Source organism: Thalassobacillus devorans MSP14 (assembly GCF_000496835.1).
In the GTDB taxonomy this organism is placed as follows: domain Bacteria; phylum Bacillota; class Bacilli; order Bacillales; family Halobacillaceae; genus Thalassobacillus; species Thalassobacillus devorans_B.
This window is the reverse complement of sequence record NZ_KI543236.1, coordinates 1390252-1406747: the sequence shown is the minus strand read 5'-3', so window position 1 is coordinate 1406747 and position 16496 is coordinate 1390252. Positions and strand designations below refer to the sequence as shown.

At 40.8% G+C, this 16496-nt stretch carries 20 protein-coding genes and 1 riboswitch; of the genes, 17 read left to right on the top strand and 3 right to left on the bottom strand.

Translation table 11 applies throughout. The features are described from left to right. Nucleotides 1-6 precede the first annotated feature (6 nt). Complete coding sequence (locus P855_RS0108050) at nucleotides 7-507, bottom strand: DUF309 domain-containing protein (protein WP_037985720.1); 501 nt, start codon at nucleotides 505-507, stop codon at nucleotides 7-9. Nucleotides 508-622: 115 nt separating this feature from the next. Beyond that, complete coding sequence (locus P855_RS20680) at nucleotides 623-706, bottom strand: YjcZ family sporulation protein (RefSeq protein WP_037985719.1); 84 nt, start codon at nucleotides 704-706, stop codon at nucleotides 623-625. Nucleotides 707-844: 138 nt separating this feature from the next. Between P855_RS20680 and P855_RS0108040 the strand changes: the two genes are divergently transcribed. From P855_RS0108040 to P855_RS0107955, 17 genes are all read left to right on the top strand, one after another. After that, complete coding sequence (locus P855_RS0108040) at nucleotides 845-1591, top strand: segregation/condensation protein A (protein ID WP_028783089.1); 747 nt, start codon at nucleotides 845-847, stop codon at nucleotides 1589-1591. 6 nt (nucleotides 1592-1597) lie between these two features. Next, nucleotides 1598-2197 carry an SMC-Scp complex subunit ScpB gene (scpB, locus tag P855_RS0108035; RefSeq protein WP_028783088.1) on the top strand — a complete coding sequence of 200 codons (600 nt, stop codon included), beginning with the start codon at nucleotides 1598-1600 and terminating at the stop codon, nucleotides 2195-2197. Nucleotides 2198-2261: 64 nt separating this feature from the next. Continuing rightward, the gene (locus P855_RS0108030; protein WP_028783087.1) at nucleotides 2262-2675 is read left to right on the top strand and encodes a hypothetical protein; all 414 of its coding nucleotides are present in this window, start codon (nucleotides 2262-2264) and stop codon (nucleotides 2673-2675) included. A 39-nt stretch (nucleotides 2676-2714) separates the two neighbouring features. Further along, nucleotides 2715-3203 carry a DUF3907 family protein gene (locus tag P855_RS0108025; RefSeq protein WP_028783086.1) on the top strand — a complete coding sequence of 163 codons (489 nt, stop codon included), beginning with the start codon at nucleotides 2715-2717 and terminating at the stop codon, nucleotides 3201-3203. A 305-nt stretch (nucleotides 3204-3508) separates the two neighbouring features. Next, nucleotides 3509-4555: a D-alanyl-D-alanine carboxypeptidase family protein gene (locus tag P855_RS0108020; RefSeq protein ID WP_419177265.1), complete on the top strand. Its 1047-nt coding sequence runs from the start codon at nucleotides 3509-3511 to the stop codon at nucleotides 4553-4555. Beyond that, nucleotides 4549-5139 (top strand): nucleoside recognition domain-containing protein, encoded by a 591-nt coding sequence (locus P855_RS0108015; RefSeq protein ID WP_028783084.1) that lies wholly within the window; start codon nucleotides 4549-4551, stop codon nucleotides 5137-5139. Before P855_RS0108020 ends, P855_RS0108015 begins: the two co-directional genes overlap by 7 nt. Continuing rightward, nucleotides 5136-5654, top strand: coding sequence for a spore maturation protein (locus P855_RS0108010; RefSeq protein WP_028783083.1), 519 nt, complete (start codon nucleotides 5136-5138; stop codon nucleotides 5652-5654). Before P855_RS0108015 ends, P855_RS0108010 begins: the two co-directional genes overlap by 4 nt. 263 nt (nucleotides 5655-5917) lie before the next feature. Continuing rightward, nucleotides 5918-6661 (top strand): pseudouridine synthase, encoded by a 744-nt coding sequence (locus tag P855_RS0108000; protein ID WP_028783082.1) that lies wholly within the window; start codon nucleotides 5918-5920, stop codon nucleotides 6659-6661. Nucleotides 6662-6716: 55 nt separating this feature from the next. Next, nucleotides 6717-7265, top strand: a complete 549-nt coding sequence (gene resA, locus P855_RS0107995; RefSeq protein WP_028783081.1) for a thiol-disulfide oxidoreductase ResA — start codon at nucleotides 6717-6719, stop codon at nucleotides 7263-7265. A gap of 26 nt (nucleotides 7266-7291) precedes the next feature. Continuing rightward, nucleotides 7292-8917, top strand: coding sequence for a cytochrome c biogenesis protein ResB (gene resB, locus P855_RS0107990; protein WP_028783080.1), 1626 nt, complete (start codon nucleotides 7292-7294; stop codon nucleotides 8915-8917). Nucleotides 8918-8949: 32 nt separating this feature from the next. After that, entirely contained in the window at nucleotides 8950-10137 is a 1188-nt protein-coding gene (ccsB, locus tag P855_RS0107985) for a c-type cytochrome biogenesis protein CcsB (RefSeq protein ID WP_028783079.1), read from the top strand. A 131-nt stretch (nucleotides 10138-10268) separates the two neighbouring features. Continuing rightward, on the top strand, nucleotides 10269-10985 hold the full coding sequence (locus P855_RS0107980) for a response regulator transcription factor (protein ID WP_028783078.1): 717 nt from the start codon (nucleotides 10269-10271) through the stop codon (nucleotides 10983-10985). Beyond that, entirely contained in the window at nucleotides 10985-12772 is a 1788-nt protein-coding gene (locus tag P855_RS0107975) for an ATP-binding protein (protein WP_028783077.1), read from the top strand. Before P855_RS0107980 ends, P855_RS0107975 begins: the two co-directional genes overlap by 1 nt. A gap of 68 nt (nucleotides 12773-12840) precedes the next feature. Continuing rightward, a riboswitch (cobalamin riboswitch) is annotated at nucleotides 12841-13025 on the top strand. Between the two features lie 194 nt (nucleotides 13026-13219). Continuing rightward, nucleotides 13220-13627: a DUF4430 domain-containing protein gene (locus P855_RS0107970; RefSeq protein WP_028783076.1), complete on the top strand. Its 408-nt coding sequence runs from the start codon at nucleotides 13220-13222 to the stop codon at nucleotides 13625-13627. Between the two features lie 5 nt (nucleotides 13628-13632). After that, nucleotides 13633-14136 (top strand): ECF transporter S component, encoded by a 504-nt coding sequence (locus P855_RS0107965; RefSeq protein ID WP_028783075.1) that lies wholly within the window; start codon nucleotides 13633-13635, stop codon nucleotides 14134-14136. Between the two features lie 108 nt (nucleotides 14137-14244). After that, a complete protein-coding gene (gene sigX, locus P855_RS0107960; RefSeq protein ID WP_028783074.1) occupies nucleotides 14245-14787 on the top strand; it encodes an RNA polymerase sigma factor SigX in 543 nt (180 codons plus the stop codon). Then, on the top strand, nucleotides 14774-15952 hold the full coding sequence (locus P855_RS0107955) for a hypothetical protein (protein WP_028783073.1): 1179 nt from the start codon (nucleotides 14774-14776) through the stop codon (nucleotides 15950-15952). The genes sigX and P855_RS0107955 overlap by 14 nt, the downstream gene beginning before the upstream one ends. A 222-nt stretch (nucleotides 15953-16174) precedes the next feature. On the opposite strand, the gene P855_RS0107950 is transcribed toward P855_RS0107955, so the two are convergent. After that, nucleotides 16175-16423, bottom strand: a complete 249-nt coding sequence (locus tag P855_RS0107950; protein ID WP_028783072.1) for a ferredoxin — start codon at nucleotides 16421-16423, stop codon at nucleotides 16175-16177. Between the last annotated feature and the right edge of the window lie 73 nt (nucleotides 16424-16496).

Here is a 16496-nt window from a genome sequence, read left to right as displayed (position 1 = left end):
ACTTGTTCATTTATAAGCGTTTTCTGTAAGATTTTCACTTGTTTGTCTTAATTTATGTTTGTGGATCAAGTAATGGTCACAGGGTTCCTGTTCTCTGTTATAAGGAACCTGCCATTTCGAACAGGTATCTTTTACCGAGAGTATCAATCTTGGATCTTTGATGGGAAGATTGATATTTTGATAGGGTTTTCGATTCTTTAAGGCATGATCCAATTGACTAAGGATATCTGAGATGGCCTCCCGTTCCAATCCCAAAGTTTCCAGTTCATATTTATGGAATGTCCATTTATTTTGCAGCCTTGTAACCAATTTACTTGCCCCATTATAATTCCCACGCCGGTAATGGTATAGACTGACTGCCAGCTGGATCATCCATACCCATATAGAATCGCGCTCGCCTGGAGCGGTTTCTTTCCAATATTCTTCTAATACTTCATGACATTCAAAAAAATCTTTTGTTCCATTGAAATGTGCCAGAAATTCTACATAAGCTTTAGGGTAATACATAAAAAACTGCTCCTTCATGCTCATTCTTGAAGTTTACCAATAGTGTAACATAACAGAGCAGAAATAAAGAGTGACAAGATCCAGAAAAATGGACCTTGTCACTGGGTCTTTAATTTTAATACCAGGATGCCCCTACAATAATCAATAAGATGAACAAAACGACGATTAACGCAAAGCCGCCTCCATAGTATCTACTCATCTTTATTCCTCCTTTTTGCAGTTAACGGAAATCTGATTTTTTGGTAAGATACATCTTACGATAATAAAATATGTAACCCCGTAGATTATGTATGGGCGAATACCCTTGGTTTGCCAGATGAAAAGTGGAGGAAATAATATGAAACAAAGTTACCAAGTAAAAATAGATGCTTTCGAAGGCCCTCTTGACCTTCTTTTACACTTGATCAACCAGTATGAAATTGATATTTATGATATACCGGTTGCAGATATCACGGAGCAATATATGGCCTATATTCATACGATGCAGCAACTGGAGCTTGATATCGCAAGTGAATACCTGGTAATGGCAGCGAGTCTGCTTGCGATGAAAAGTCAAATGCTCCTTCCTAATCAACCGGTCGAGTTGGACGATGAAGAGGATATGGAAGAAGATCCACGTGATGAACTGATGAAACGCTTGATCGAGTATCGCAGGTATAAAGATGCAGCCTTGCTTCTAAAAGAAAAAGAGGAAAAGGCGGACCGTATTTATACGAAACCTCCGTCGAATTTGGATGCTTATCGAGAAGAGCAACCAGTCATACGAAAAGGCGAAGGTTCTATTTATGATATGCTGGAAGCTATGACGAAAATATTGAAAGGTCACCGGGTAACTGATAGGAAACGAGCTGACACGAAGGTGCAGCGAGACGAGATCCCTATACAAATGAGAATGTCAGAAATCATGGACCATATCGGCAAATCAGGCAGTGCAGTGAAATTTGATGAATTATTTCCACAGCCTTCCCGGACACATATCGTAGTCACATTCATGGCTTTATTGGAATTGATGAAGGGAAACGAAATATATTGTGTGCAGGAAAAACATTTTGATGAATTGTTTGTGTATAAAATGGAGGACTAATCTATCATGAATATCAATGAATACAAAGGAGTCGTTGAAGGACTCCTGTTTGCAGCAGGGGAAGAGGGGCTGACAAAACAAAAATTGAAGGATGCCCTTGGAATAAACAAGCATACTCTTCAAGAACTTTTAGATGAACTTATGGTAGACTATCAAGCGATAGAGAGAGGCGTTACGTTGATGTTTTCGGGGGAAACCATTTATTTGGGAACCAAAGTGGAACATGCTCCATACTTGAAGGAGTTATTGGATGGTCCCCAATCTTCGAAATTATCCCAGGCCGCCCTCGAAACATTGGCCATCATAGCTTACCAGCAGCCAATTACAAGAGTGGAAATCGAAGAGTTAAGAGGAGTTAAAAGTGAGCGTGCTATCCAGACGCTTACCAGCCGATCCTTGATCCAGGAAGTTGGCAGGAAAGAGGGAATTGGCCGCCCGATTTTATATGGTACCACGAAAGACTTTTTAACATATTTCGGAATAAATTCTTTAGAGGAAATTCCACCATTGCCAGAAGGAAATGAAGATGACATGGAAACGGAAGCAGATCTGTTTTTTGAAGAATTTAGTACACATGAAAACGGGAATCCGGATGATAACGGCTAATTTTCAGATATTTCAGGCCAGTTATGGTAATATATACTTATATTAACTTGTTTGGGGGGAGATTATGGAAATCAAAGCATCCAGAGGAGTAGAGCTGGTAAAAGAAAAGCCTAATTCGCCGGAAGAGTTTTTCAATCGCTCCGAATTAATTTACGAGGATAAAGGAAGGGAACATAACTTTTCTTTGCTGTATCTCCGTTATTTTGATGAAAAATTACATGAGTTCACACCATTTAAGGAAAATCCTATCATGGTTTTTGGAGAAAATGAAATCATGCTGAAGGACTTAGCTGCTTTTATTGCCCTTGTAAAAAATCCTGGTTATAAACATAAGCGAAAAGTGTATATAAATGAATATGAGGAATATAAAGAATTATTTGCAGGTGTTAATTGGGAAGCTGTTCAACAAGCCTTCTTGAAAATCAACGATGGCAAAGGCTTTGATATGGAATCGACACTCGAATTTATTCATGCCTGAGTACCACAGCTGAGTGTACTAACATATAGGAGGCTGGCAATGAGTAATCAGATTGTTCGAGCACAGATGAACAAAGTAGACGCATTTTTAAACAACGTTGTTAAAGAATTGGATATCTACCTGGATCATCACCATTTGGCTGGTTTACTTGGAGAAAAGGGAAGTAAAGAAAGAGAGTACTATCGTTCCTTATTAAAATCACTGCGAAGGTTAGAAGTGATTTGTGATGAAGCAAAAGACACAATCGGAATATTGCTGCAATCAGAAGTGTTTCGTAAGACTGCCGCAGAACGTACGCTTTACGGGATATATCATCAATGCATTGGTGAATTCTTTTCCCCTAAAGGTGATGGCTGGTATGAAGATAGCCGGGCAGCTTATACCGGCAGGCATGCTATCCTTTTTCATAATGAGCCGCCAGAATCGCTAAGAGCATTAATGATCCAGTTAGAAAAACCTTTCCAGGAAATACGTGAAGAACTGGAATATTATGAAACAGACTATCAGCTTAAAATAATGAAGCAATAGAAAAAATCAGCTATCGCCAAGCCCTATTGGCGGTAGCTTTAGTCTTTTCTTATATTTTAACCCTTTAACAAAATTAAAGTTTCTTAAAGTAAAAGAAAATAGAGTGCCCTGCTTCATAAGAATGCGTATAACAAAACCTCCACTGACAGGAGGTTTTTTAATTATCCAATAAAGAAGAGATTCTTTTCATGTATCCCCTATCATACGCTTGTCATCCTGGCATAGATTAGTTAATAAGCAATGTAATCGAAGGAGGAGCGGCTTTGAAGAAGCGGATGATAAAGTGGCTGATCTTAAGTGTCCTCATGTTTAGTTTCATCCATCCATTTAAAGTAGAAGCAGCGATTTCGGTATCCGCCAGAAATGCAGTTTTAATGGACATGCAGTCTGGCAGGGTACTTTATGAAAAGGCAGCCTACGAAGAGGAGTTGATTGCAAGTACAACTAAAATAATGACTGCTTTATTGGCGGTTGAATCTGGAAAGCTTGATGAAAAAGTAAAAGCAAGCAACAATGCAGTCTATACGGAAGGGTCATCCATTTACCTGAAAGAAGGTGAAAAGATGACGTTGAAGGATCTGGTCTACGGTTTAATGCTTCGTTCAGGAAATGATGCCGCCATGGCTATTGCGGAGCATTTAGGGGGGAGTCAGGAAGGTTTTGCTTATTTGATGAACCAAAAAGCAGCCTGGTTAGGAATGAACCATACTCATTTTGATAACCCTCACGGATTGGATTCTGAAACTCATTACTCTTCCGCGTATGACTTAGCATTATTGATGAGAAATGCAATGCAAAATGATGTGTTCAGGGAAGTTACAGGTGCAGAAAGGTACTTATCTGATAATCGTGATTATTATTGGTTCAATAAAAATAAATTGCTGACAAAGTATTATGATTATTGTATCGGGGGCAAGACAGGTTATACCAAAGCTGCAGGAAGGACCCTGGTATCTGCTGCAAAAAAGGGTGATATGGAACTGGTAGCAGTTACGTTGAATGCGGGAGATGACTGGAATGATCATCAGGCCATGTATGAGTGGGGATTTGAAAATTTTGATCAAGTAACACTTCAGGAAAAAGGGGAGGTCCCTGTTGAAGTTCCTGGGCAGAAATCTTTGTATTATACAAGGGATGTAACCTGGCCAGTTACCGCTGAGGAAAAAGCAGCATTGCGCTCCAGATTGAATCTTTATCGGGAAGTAGATGACTTCCTGGTTGGCAGGCACGTTGTTTATTTAGACGACCGTCCTATATTGTCGACAGCTGTGGTCGATCGACCTGCTGAAGGCTCGTTTTGGTCGCATTGGAAAGACAGGGCCAGTCGCTTGATGGGGCTGGCGGCATGGTAAATATCATTTGGTCCCTGCTTGCGGTAGTTGGCATCGTGTTTGCGGCTGTCAATGGCAGAATGGAAGCAGTCAATAAAGCAATCTTCAGCACCATTGATGATGCCATCATGATAACCTTGACCATGATGGGGGTATTGATTTTCTGGCTGGGATTGATGAGGATTGCTGAAGAGGCTGGGCTGCTCAAAGGATTAGCTGTATTATTCCGGCCTTTCGTCCAGCGTATATTCCCAGATATTCCTAAGGACCATCCTGCGATGGGTTATATTTTATCCAACATGACAGCGAATTTATTTGGATTAGGCAATGCTGCTACACCTATGGGGCTAAAAGCGATGAAAGAATTGAAACGCCTGCACCAGACTGATACTGCTAGCCGGTCCATGATTACGTTCCTGGCAATCAACACCTCATCTATTACTTTGATACCAACTACAGTTATCGCAATCCGGATGAAATATGGCTCTGTAGACCCTACAGTAATTGTCGGGGCGACCATCATCGCTACCTGCATCTCCACCACTGGAGCTCTCCTTATTGACCGTTATTTCCATTGGCGAAGGACCAGGAGGGGAGAAGTATGAGTGTCAGTATCTGGATAATCCCCGTGATAATATTATTTGTACTGCTGATAGCTACCTACAAGGGAGTACCTACCTATGAAAAATTTGTGGAAGGCGGTAAAGAAGGGATCGATATTGCCGTATCTCTGCTTCCTTTTCTGATTGGAATGATGGTCTCGATTGCAATTTTCCGGGCATCTGGTGCTATGGAAGCAATCATAACCACTGTAGAACCAGTGACCAGTTTACTCGGGATGCCGGAGGATATATTGCCACTGGCCCTCGTTCGCCCCTTATCTGGTACAGCAGCTTTAGGAATGACAAGTGAACTGATCAAAACTTTTGGACCGGATTCTTTTATTGGGCTATTAGCATCTGTGATGCAAGGGAGCACAGATACTACTTTTTATATTATTACTGTGTATTTTGGTGCTGTGGGAATAAAGAAAATGGGAGATGCACTTAAAGTTGGACTAGCTGCTGATTTGATTGGTATAATAGCTTCTATAATAGTTGTCACTATCCTTTTCAGTTAAGATAAGGGATGACAGCCCTGTATAAAAGCCACGCTGAAACACTCAGCGTGGTTTCCTGTTGGTCAATGAATTTCCTGACCAGCGCTACTTCTTTCTTTTTCTTCATAAAATATTAACATTTTCATCCTAAACTAGTGAATGGTATGACTATCGCTTGCTGGTATAGAATGATGCGATTAAGTTAATCACTTGAGGAAGGAGGAGATGGAAGGTGTTTGTTCCAGATTATATATGTTATAACAATAAATAAGTAGGTGATAGATATGTCAAATGAATTAGAACGATTACAAAAAGTAATTGCACAAAGTGGAATAACTTCCAGACGGAAGGCCGAAAACTTAATAACCCAAGGAAAAGTTGCTGTAAATGGAAAGGTAGTCACTGAACTGGGTACCAAAGTTTCTCCGGATGACAAAGTAGAGGTAGAAGGCGTCCCTTTGACAAAAGAGGAACCGGTTTATTTTCTGTTATATAAACCCCGTGGAGTAATATCAAGTGTTAAAGATGATAAAAATCGTAAAGTGGTAACTGATTACCTGCCGGAAGATAGAGAAGAACGTGTCTTTCCAATTGGACGCCTGGATTACGATACTTCCGGCATCCTTCTATTGACGAATGACGGGGATTTTGCTAACCAATTGATGCACCCCAAGCATGAGATAGATAAAGTCTATATTGCAAAAACGAAAGGAATTCCTCTGAGAGAAGAGCTGGCAAAGCTGACAAAAGGAATAAAGTCAGATGGGGAGCTTTTACGAGCTACTCACGTCAAAACAAAGTCTATCGATAAAAAGAAAAATACTGCAATTATCCAATTGACTTTGCATGAAGGTAAAAATAGACAAGTGCGACGAATGTTCGAATCTTTAGGCTACCCGGTGGACAAGTTGAAACGGGAACGGTATGGATTTCTTGATTTACATGGCATGAACGCAGGAGAAATACGTGAGTTAACTCCTCATGAAGTGAAACAACTGAGACACTTAGCTGAAAAAAGTGTTAAATAACTTTCACATTTAACAATAATGATTAATGTTATAATCGCAAAAGGAGTGATACAAAATGGATAAAACCAAGAAAAAGCGCCGCAGGCTGATTTTCCGGACACTGGTTCTTGCTGTCCTGGTAGGATTAGTGGTATTTGCGATTATAGGTAATCTCTCACAGGATGACGCGGTAGTGGCTGTAGGGGATAAGGCCCCTAATTTTGAACTTGTACAATTCGGGACTAACGGAGAACGTAAGTCGTTGAAAGATTTCAGAGGCAAAGGTGTTATGCTTAATTTCTGGGCTACATATTGTAAGCCATGTGAAGAAGAAATGCCATATATGCAGGAACTGTACCCGGAATATAAAGAAAAAGGGGTAGAAATAGTTGGGGTGAATCTTGACTCAACGAAACTGGTAGTCAATCGTTTCATTGATAAATATAACCTTACTTTTACCAATCTTCATGATAAAAATGGACAAGTGATGGATCTATATGGAATAAGTCCAATCCCTTCTACCTTCTTTATCGATGAAAATGGGAACGTTGTAGATAAAGTGATTGGACCATTGACATTAGAAAAGCTGGAAGAACATTTGAAAGAGATTCAGCCAGAAGCTTAAGTCTTAGATATAGAGAGGTTTTATCTATGAAAAAAATCAAGTGCGAATGCGGGCATGTCAACCCGGAAGGTACTGTTTTATGTGAAGCCTGCGGGAAGCCGATTGAAGGCAACCAGCATATTGATGGAAATAAAAAAGACTCCCTGCTGAATATGCGTTATGAAGGAAGTGCGAGGCGTTCGCAGACTTATAACCGGAGTATAGTGGATAAAGTTTGGAACTTTTTCTCCTCCGTCAAAGTTGGGGTCTGGCTGATCATTATTACGTTAGTAGCCTCCTCATTAGGGACAATATTTCCGCAGGAGATGTATATTCCCCCAGGTGCCAATCCGGTTACCTTTTATGAGGATCAGTATGGTTTGGCCGGGAAAATTTATTATCAATTGGGTTTTCACAATCTATACAGTTCCCTATGGTTTATGATGATGATCGCTTTAATAGGTGTATCATTGGTGATTTGCAGTATAGATAGGGTCGTACCTCTACATAGAGCATTAAAAAAACAAAAGCCGAAACGCCATCATACATTTTTGAAGCGGCAACGTATTTTTGGTGAAACAAAAGCCAATGTGGACATGGATGCTTTTAAAAGCAATTTGCATAAGAATCGTTATAAAGTTCGGGAGCAGGAGGGGCATATTCTCGCAGAGAAAGGCCGATTCTCCCGCTGGGGCCCCTATGTAAATCACATTGGATTGATTATTTTCCTTTTAGGTGCTTTATTGAGGTTTCTGCCATCCATGTATATCGATGACTTTGTTTGGATTAGAGAAGGGGAGACAGAAGTCGTTCCATCAACAGGTGGTAAATATTATGTGAAAAACGAGGATTTCATCCTGGAAAATTATGATCCTCAGGAAGATAAACGTTTCCAGGAAGCTCTTATGAACCAAAACGTACCAGTGGCGAGCAATTATCAGACGAATGCAGTCATTTATGAGCGTACAAACAATGATGTGGTAGGTGCGGAGCCGGAATTGAAAGTGTTGTCGAGAGAAAAGATTGTTGTAAACGAACCAGCCAAGTTTGGCGGATTTGCTTTATATCAATCCAGTTTTCAGCTGGATGAGTTTTCATCGATGTCATTTACTCTGCATGAAACAGGCGACGAATCAGCTGTATTGGGTAAATTCACTGTTGACCTTACCGCACCCAAGATGGAGTATAAACTGGATAGCGGGGCAAGAGTAGTCATCGATGAATACTTTCCTGAATATTACATGGATGGAAATCAACCTCGTTCGAAATCCAAGTTTCCAAAGAATCCGGCGTTTGTGTTTTATGTATACCCACCTGATGGCGGGGAGCCGGAAGTTAGTTTTGCGGGAATCGGAATGAATATTGATCCTACCAACGAAAATGATTACAAACTAAATCTGGCGGGATTCGATACTCGTGATGTAACCGGTCTGGCTGTCAAAAAAGATTACACTTTACCGTTTATGGGCGTAGGTGGTTTGATTTTCATGATCGGTGTCATACAAGGGATGTATTGGAACCATAGAAGGATTTGGCTCCAGCCTACAGAAGACGGTGTATGGATCGCCGGCCATACAAATAAGAATTGGTACGGCCTCAAACGGGATATTGAGAAGTCGATACAGGATACAGGAATTGAGATGCCGGAAGACCAACAGCAACTAAAAGGTTAACCCTTTACTGCAAAGGGTGTAGGAGGATGAATATGGGAGATCTTGTAACGATCAGCAGTAATTTATTATATGCTTCGTTTTTCTTTTACTTGATTGCTACCTTCTTCTTTGGGGGTACTATTCGTAACGAGAAAACAGGTAACAGGGGGAAAGCCAGTACGATAGGGATTTCCTTGACTATTGCAGGTTTTATTACCCAGCTCGGCTACTTCTTTACGAGGTGGGTAGCCAGTCAGCATGCACCGGTTAGTAATTTGTTTGAATTCACTACGTTTTTTGGCATGATGCTCGTGATGGCGTTTATTATCATTTATTTCATTTACCGGCTGGATGTAATCGGATTATTCGCGTTGCCTATCGCTTTACTGATTATCGCGTACGCGAGTATGTTTCCGAGAGAAATATCGCCATTGGTACCGTCGCTTAAGTCGCATTGGCTTTATATCCACGTAACGACAGCAGCTGTCGGTGAAGCGATCCTTGCTATCAGCTTTGTCGCCGGATTGATTTTTTTAATACGCCAAATCGATCAAACGAAAAGTTCAAAACATACATTCTGGCTTGAATTTGTAATTTATTCGATTTTCTCAACGCTCGGCTTCATCATTATGACTACTACATTCGGTGCAATGGACTATCAAGCTCAATTTCAGGCTCCTGTTGAAGAACAGATCGTGAATGTTGAGTACGAGATGCCTGCCATTGCTGGCCCAAATGGCGGAGAGTTGCAGACAGAAGGAGCAATGCAGCCTGTATTTGAAGCTCCAGGATGGATGAGAGGGCAAGACGCTGCCCGTAAATTTAACACGCTGATTTGGTCTCTTTTAAGTGGATTAGTACTTTATGGAATCGTCCGATTGCTATTGAGAAAGCGCGTGGCTGCTGCCCTGCAGCCTAAATTGAAGAAATTCAACCCTGATCTGATAGATGAAGTATCCTATCGTGCGGTTTCTATAGGCTTTCCAGTCTTTACTTTAGGGGCAATAATTTTTGCGATGATTTGGGCGCAGGAGGCCTGGAATCGTTTCTGGGGTTGGGATCCGAAGGAAGTATGGGCATTGATCACGTGGTTGTTCTATGCATTTTTCCTGCACCTCCGTCTATCCAGGGGCTGGCATGGCACAAAGTCGGCCTGGCTTGCCGTCGGAGGATTTGCGATTATCATGTTCAACCTGATTGCCGTCAACCTTGTTATTGCGGGGTTACATTCTTATGCTTAGTAAGAAGACCATTAGAGAATGCTTTTCTCTGATGGTCTCTCGTTTACATAATGATATTTTGTTATGCTTAAAGGAAAAAGGATACAATGAATAGAAATGAAAGACATGGAATGGAAGAGGGGGCAATCAAAATGGAAAAAGAAGCAAAAGTGCTGGTGGTAGATGATGAAGAAAGAATCCGGCGCCTGATTCGTATGTATTTGGAAAGAGAAAACTTTGAAGTTGAAGAGGCAGAAGATGGGGATGAAGCACTGGAAAAGGCATTGACTGTTGATTATGATGTCATTTTATTGGATATCATGATGCCGGGTAAAGACGGAATCGAAGTATGTAAAGATCTGCGCGAAAAGAAAGCTACTCCTGTCCTCATGCTTACTGCAAAAGGAGAGGAAAGCAATCGTGTTCAGGGGTTTGAGGTAGGCGCGGATGATTATATCGTCAAACCATTCAGCCCGCGGGAAGTTGTACTAAGGGTAAAAGCTATTTTAAGAAGATCATCTTCAACTAAATTTTTACAGACTGAGACATCTGCTAATAATGTACTGGTATTTCCACATTTGACGATAGACAATGATGCACATCGGGTGACGGCAGACGGTAAAGAAGTCACACTGACACCTAAAGAATATGAACTATTGCATTTTCTGGCAAAAGCTCCGGATAAGGTATTTGAACGGGAGCATTTATTGAAAGAAGTTTGGCAATATGAATTTTTTGGTGATTTACGAACCGTTGATACTCATGTCAAGCGGTTAAGAGAAAAATTAAGCAAGGTCTCAAAAGATGCAGCTAAAATGATTGTAACGGTTTGGGGTGTAGGTTATAAGTTCGAGGTAAGTGGTGACTGATGTTTTGGCGAAGTGTAGTAGGTAAACTTTGGTTCACTATATTATTATTGGTTTCATTCGTTCTTTTCCTCTTAACTGTTCTTTTGCTGGAGTTTTTTGAGAATTATCATATCCTGGAAGCAGAAAGGGAATTGCTTCAGACAGCCGATAAAGTATCAGAAATCGTTCAGGAATATGATGACAGAGACCTTATTCTGGATACATCTTCCCGGGTGAAAGATCCTTCCAGCCGCGTGGTGATTATATTTGGCAAGAATGATATATGGCGTTCATCCGCTAAAGGAAACTTGCCGCATATAGATCAACAATGGATTGAAGAAGATAATGAATTATCTTCTGTATTATCAGGGGAAGAAAAAGTAAAAAAAATCGCTGATATCGATAATCTTCAGAATGGTGTTATGGTGGTAGGAACTCCTTTGAGCAGTGATTATGGAGGAGTTTTTGTTTATCAGTCTCTTGATATTGTGGAAGAAACAACTATGCAGACAACAAAAATCATCTTTCTGGGTGCAGGTATTGCAATCATTTTAACTACTATATTTGCATTCTTTTTATCTACTCGAATCACTGCCCCTCTGATCAAAATGCGGGAAGGTGCGCTGGAATTGGCAAAAGGAGAATTCAATACCAAGATACCCATCCTTACGCACGATGAAATCGGAGAACTTGCGATGGCTTTCAATCGAATGGGACGGCAGTTGAAATTTCATATAAATGCCTTGAACCAGGAAAAAGAACAATTATCAGGTATTCTCAGTTCCATGGCGGATGGAGTCATCACCATTAACCGCCAAGGGGAAATTCTGATTACCAATCCGCCTGCAGAACAGTATCTCCAGGCTTGGGCATATGAAGAGGGAAATTCTGAAATAAGCAATAAAGATGATTATCTCATCCTACCAGATAAAGTGAAGGATATTTTCAATCAGGTAATTGATACGGAAACGGAAGTTATGACTGAAATGGATACCCAGGGGAGAAATTGGGTGATTATCATGACTCCGTTATATGATAAGGATTATGTACGTGGAGCTGTCGCTGTACTTCGGGATATGACTGAAGAGAGGCGGCTTGATAAACTAAGGCAGGATTTTATTGCCAATGTATCTCATGAACTTCGGACGCCGATTTCCATGATGCAAGGGTACAGCGAAGCGATAGTGGATGATATTGCAGAAAGTAAAGAAGAAAAAAATGAGCTTGCTCAGATCATCTACGAAGAATCTCAGCGTATGAGTAGACTTGTTAACGAGTTATTAGATCTTGCCAGAATGGAAGCTGGGCATATCACCCTGAATAAAGAAAGAGTGGAAGTCCGCCCTTTTTTAGAAAAAATAACGAGAAAATTCCATGGATTAGCCCAAGATAAAGGGATTAATCTAAGACTTAATGCCTCGGATGATCTTGGAGATAAATGTTTTGATCCGGACCGTATTGAACAAGTATTTACAAATTTGATTGATAATGCTATCCGTCATACCCGTGATGATGGTAATGTCGATATTCATATGGAATATACGGAAGAGGGTCTTTATGCTGCTGTCCAAGATTCAGGAACAGGAATTCCGGAAGAGGATCTGCCTTTTGTTTTTGAACGGTTTTATAAAGCAGATAAATCGCGAAAAAGAAAAAAAGGCAAGGCAGGCACCGGACTTGGTCTTGCTATTGCTAAAAACATTGTGGAGGCGCATCAGGGTACCATTGCTGTTCATAGCAAAGAAGGTACTGGCACGACTTTTTCTTTTCGCTTGCCTGATATTAGCGAAGATTCACAAGATTTGTAATAAAATCTTGTTCCCTGTGAAACAACTGGTTTACAATTTTTCTGGTTATGGTAACATTACATTAGAATTTAATATTTCAGAGTTAAGGTGCTCCTGAGTGGGATTAAAAGGGAATTTGGTGAAAATCCAAAGCTGTCCTCGCAACTGTAAGTGCCACGAACCGGGCAGACCACTGTACACATAGTTGTATGGGAAGGGTCCGTAGTAGGTAAACGCACAAGCCAGTAGACCTGCCTTAATTCACCGTTTCAAAGCTTCGGGGATTGAGCTGTTTGAGACAACCGGTCGAATCGTGTGTATTTTTTTAGTAAACATTCATACTGGTTAGTCTTAGCCCATTCTTGTTGAAGGAATGGGCTTTTTGTATGGAATGGAGGCCGTGGTTGTCAATCTGACTTTCACAATCCAAAAGCATTGAAACCTATTAAAGGTGAAAGGATGGTCGAAATGAGAAGAATGATGCAAATGATCTTGGCAGTCATGTTGAGTGCAGTTGTACTAGGAGCATGTCAGGCAGATTCGGGAAGTGAATCCTCTGACGCCCAAACACAGGATCAGCAACAGGAAGTACCCGTAAAAGTAACAGTTTCAAAGAAAAATGGAGAAAAAATTGTAGCAGAGAAAGAACTGGAAGTCAAAGCGGGTACAACGCTTATGGAGGTACTTAAAAATAACTTTGATGATGTCGAAGAAAAAGATGGCTTTGTCACAAAAATAGAAGGGATCGAAGCAAAAGAAGGGGAGCAGAAGGCCTGGTTTTTTACCATCAATGGGGAGAGTGCCTCTGTAGGAGCTGAGGAGTATAAAGTAGAAGCAGATGACACGTTCCAATTTGATTTTCATAAGTGGGAATGATGCATATGAATACCTATAAAATTACCTTAATTGCATTATTTGCTTCCCTCGCCGTGGTCGGCAGGTATGCATTTGCTTTTTTACCAAACGTCCAGCCAGTAACCGCGATAATCATTATTGCCGGTTTTTGGCTTGGCCCCCTGTCTGCCGTGATATTAGCTTTACTGACAACCTTTCTTTCCAACGTGTTCCTCGGAATGGGGATCTGGACAGTATGGCAAGTAATGGCTTGGGCTGGAATCGGTTTGATGAGCGGGCTGATCGGAAAATATTGGTCTAACATTCCGTTACTTGTCCTGGCAGCATTCGGCGCCTTTAGCGGGCTCTTTTATGGCTTTGTGCTATCGGTTACAATGTATAAATTTTCAGGTTCATTCTGGGGATATTATTTAGCAGGCTTGCCCTTTGATATCTACCACGCAGCAGGTAATGTGGTTTTCATTGTCATGTTATACCCAGTACTCAGCCGATTATTTAGACGTTATTATAATCAATGGATTCCTGTATGAATACCAGCCGATTTCAGGTTGGTATTTTTTGTTTTTAGGCTTATGATGAAGAGTGTAACTTTTCCTTTACATAAAACGACTAATTCAGAGAACGGGAGGTAAACATTCGTGAGGCCGGTGTATGAATCGCTTTATGAAAAATATCATCAGGATCTTTTTAATTTTATATTCTATATGGTTAAAAATCGGGAACAAACAGAAGATCTTGTTCAGGAAGTATATATAAAAGTATTGGATTCTTACACTCAATTTAATGGAGACAGCAGCGAGAAGACATGGCTTTTTTCTATAGCACGTCATGTAACCATTGACTTCTTTCGGAAACAGACCAGAAAGCGGAAACGGCTGTTGGAATTCTTTGACTGGGATAATAAAGGGGAACAGTTAATTGACAATCAGCCTTTGCCTGAAGAGATAGCAGAAAAGAATGAGGACATTCAATTAATATATCATTATCTGGAGAAATTATCAGTCGATCAAAAAAGTGTGATTATACTCCGATACATACAATCCATGTCCATACAGGAGACCGCTGATATATTAGGGTGGACACTGAGTAAAGTTAAAACTACCCAGCATCGTGGTTTGAAACTTTTACAGAAATGGGCAGCAGAGCATAGAGAGGAGGGGAAACGTAATGAAGCAAAATGATCATAAGAACGATACCGATTTACAAAGACAGCTGGGTCAGATGCCTGCGATCCATGATCACCAGGCAAAAGATGAACTGTATGATAAAATTTCTGTTCATATGAAAGAAAGTAAACCTGATAAGAAGAAATCTGATTTTTTGCCTGTTTTCGCCTTCATTACGGTCCTCCTGCTGGCAGCCATCATCACTCCTGCTATGATGATGAACAGATCAAACGACGAATTGAATTCTTCAGAATCACAGAACTATGAGGCTGCAACCGAGTCAGGAATATCTGAAAATACTGAAGAGTCTGCGGAGTTGTTTGAAACTCAGGATGAAGGAAAAGTCACAGAACAGAACCTCCCTGTAAGCGATTTTGAAAGTCACCTGGTGTTCGAAATGGATGAAGGGGCAAACTATGTAGCTTCCGTAGCAGCAGGAAGTAATGCCGAACACATCATTCCGCTAACCATTAAGGGTACAGATAGCAATGCTGTCTTTCGAAAAGTAACAGCCTCAGCAGCTAAAATAGCAGAGAGGCTGGGAGTCTCCTTTTTTCCTCTTGAGGGAGCGGAGATTATCGCAGAAGGAGAAACTGGTGAAATCATTTTTTCGAAAGATTTTCAAACGCAAGGTTCCAGCTCGGATGTTATTCTCCAAAGAAGTATTGAACATGTATTCCGTCAGTATGGGGTATCAGAAGTGAAACTTAGCTATGAAGATGGACGCCCTTTTGAAATGGGTAATTACGGAATAGTAGAATCCATGAAAGTTTCTCCTGATCAAAAGGTAAGTTATAAAATTTATCGCTCAAGCGAGTCAAATCCAATCTTGTTAGCACCAATTGAATTAAATGAAAATGCTTCTATAGATGAGGCTGTTGAGATTATGGCCAGCCCTGGGGGAGGAGAGTATATCTATTCACCTTTGCCCGACGGTGTAGAAGTGGATGTGAATGAAAATTCCGGCCATGAATTATTGATACGCGTTAAAACTACAGGCCAGCTGCAAGCGAACCAGAAAGCAATGACTATGATTGAAGCTCTCCTCGCAACAGCCGCCAGCTTTGGGTATGAACAAGTGCAATTTGAAGGCCTGCCTTTTGCAGGCATCCGTACCTATGATTTTACAGAGCCGATAGCTACGCCTGAAGCGGTTAATCCCATATCCATTGAAGAATAAACACCACAGCACAAGAACGTTCAGAGTGAAGAACTTTGAACGTTTCTTTTAATGGTTATTCCATGCCGCTGGCTGCTGAAGACTAGATCATACGCGCCTTTAAATTCACCAGGCTTTGCATTCGTGATAGAATGGAAGTATGGTATATAGGGATGAATTTCGGCTATATGGCTTTGGGTAAGAGAAATGAAAAAACCCCTCATTCAGAGGGGCTTGACGTTACTATTCAAATTTTACCGGGTCCCCTTCAAATGGTTCATCGGCTACTTTAATGGAGTCTGTAGGACACCCTTCGAATGCATCTTCCATATCCTCTTCCAGAACTTCCGGGATTTCAACGATGCCTTCGTTATCATCAAGCACTACATATGCGATACCTTCATCATCGTAGTCGTAAATATCAGGAGCAGCTGCTCCACAAGCACCACATGCAATGCATGTTTCTTTATCAACAATAGTGTATTTAGCCATAGCACATTCCCTCCTAAAAAATACAGATCCCTAAAAATAAATTATACAAGTGATTAATTTTTATCTCTCTAGG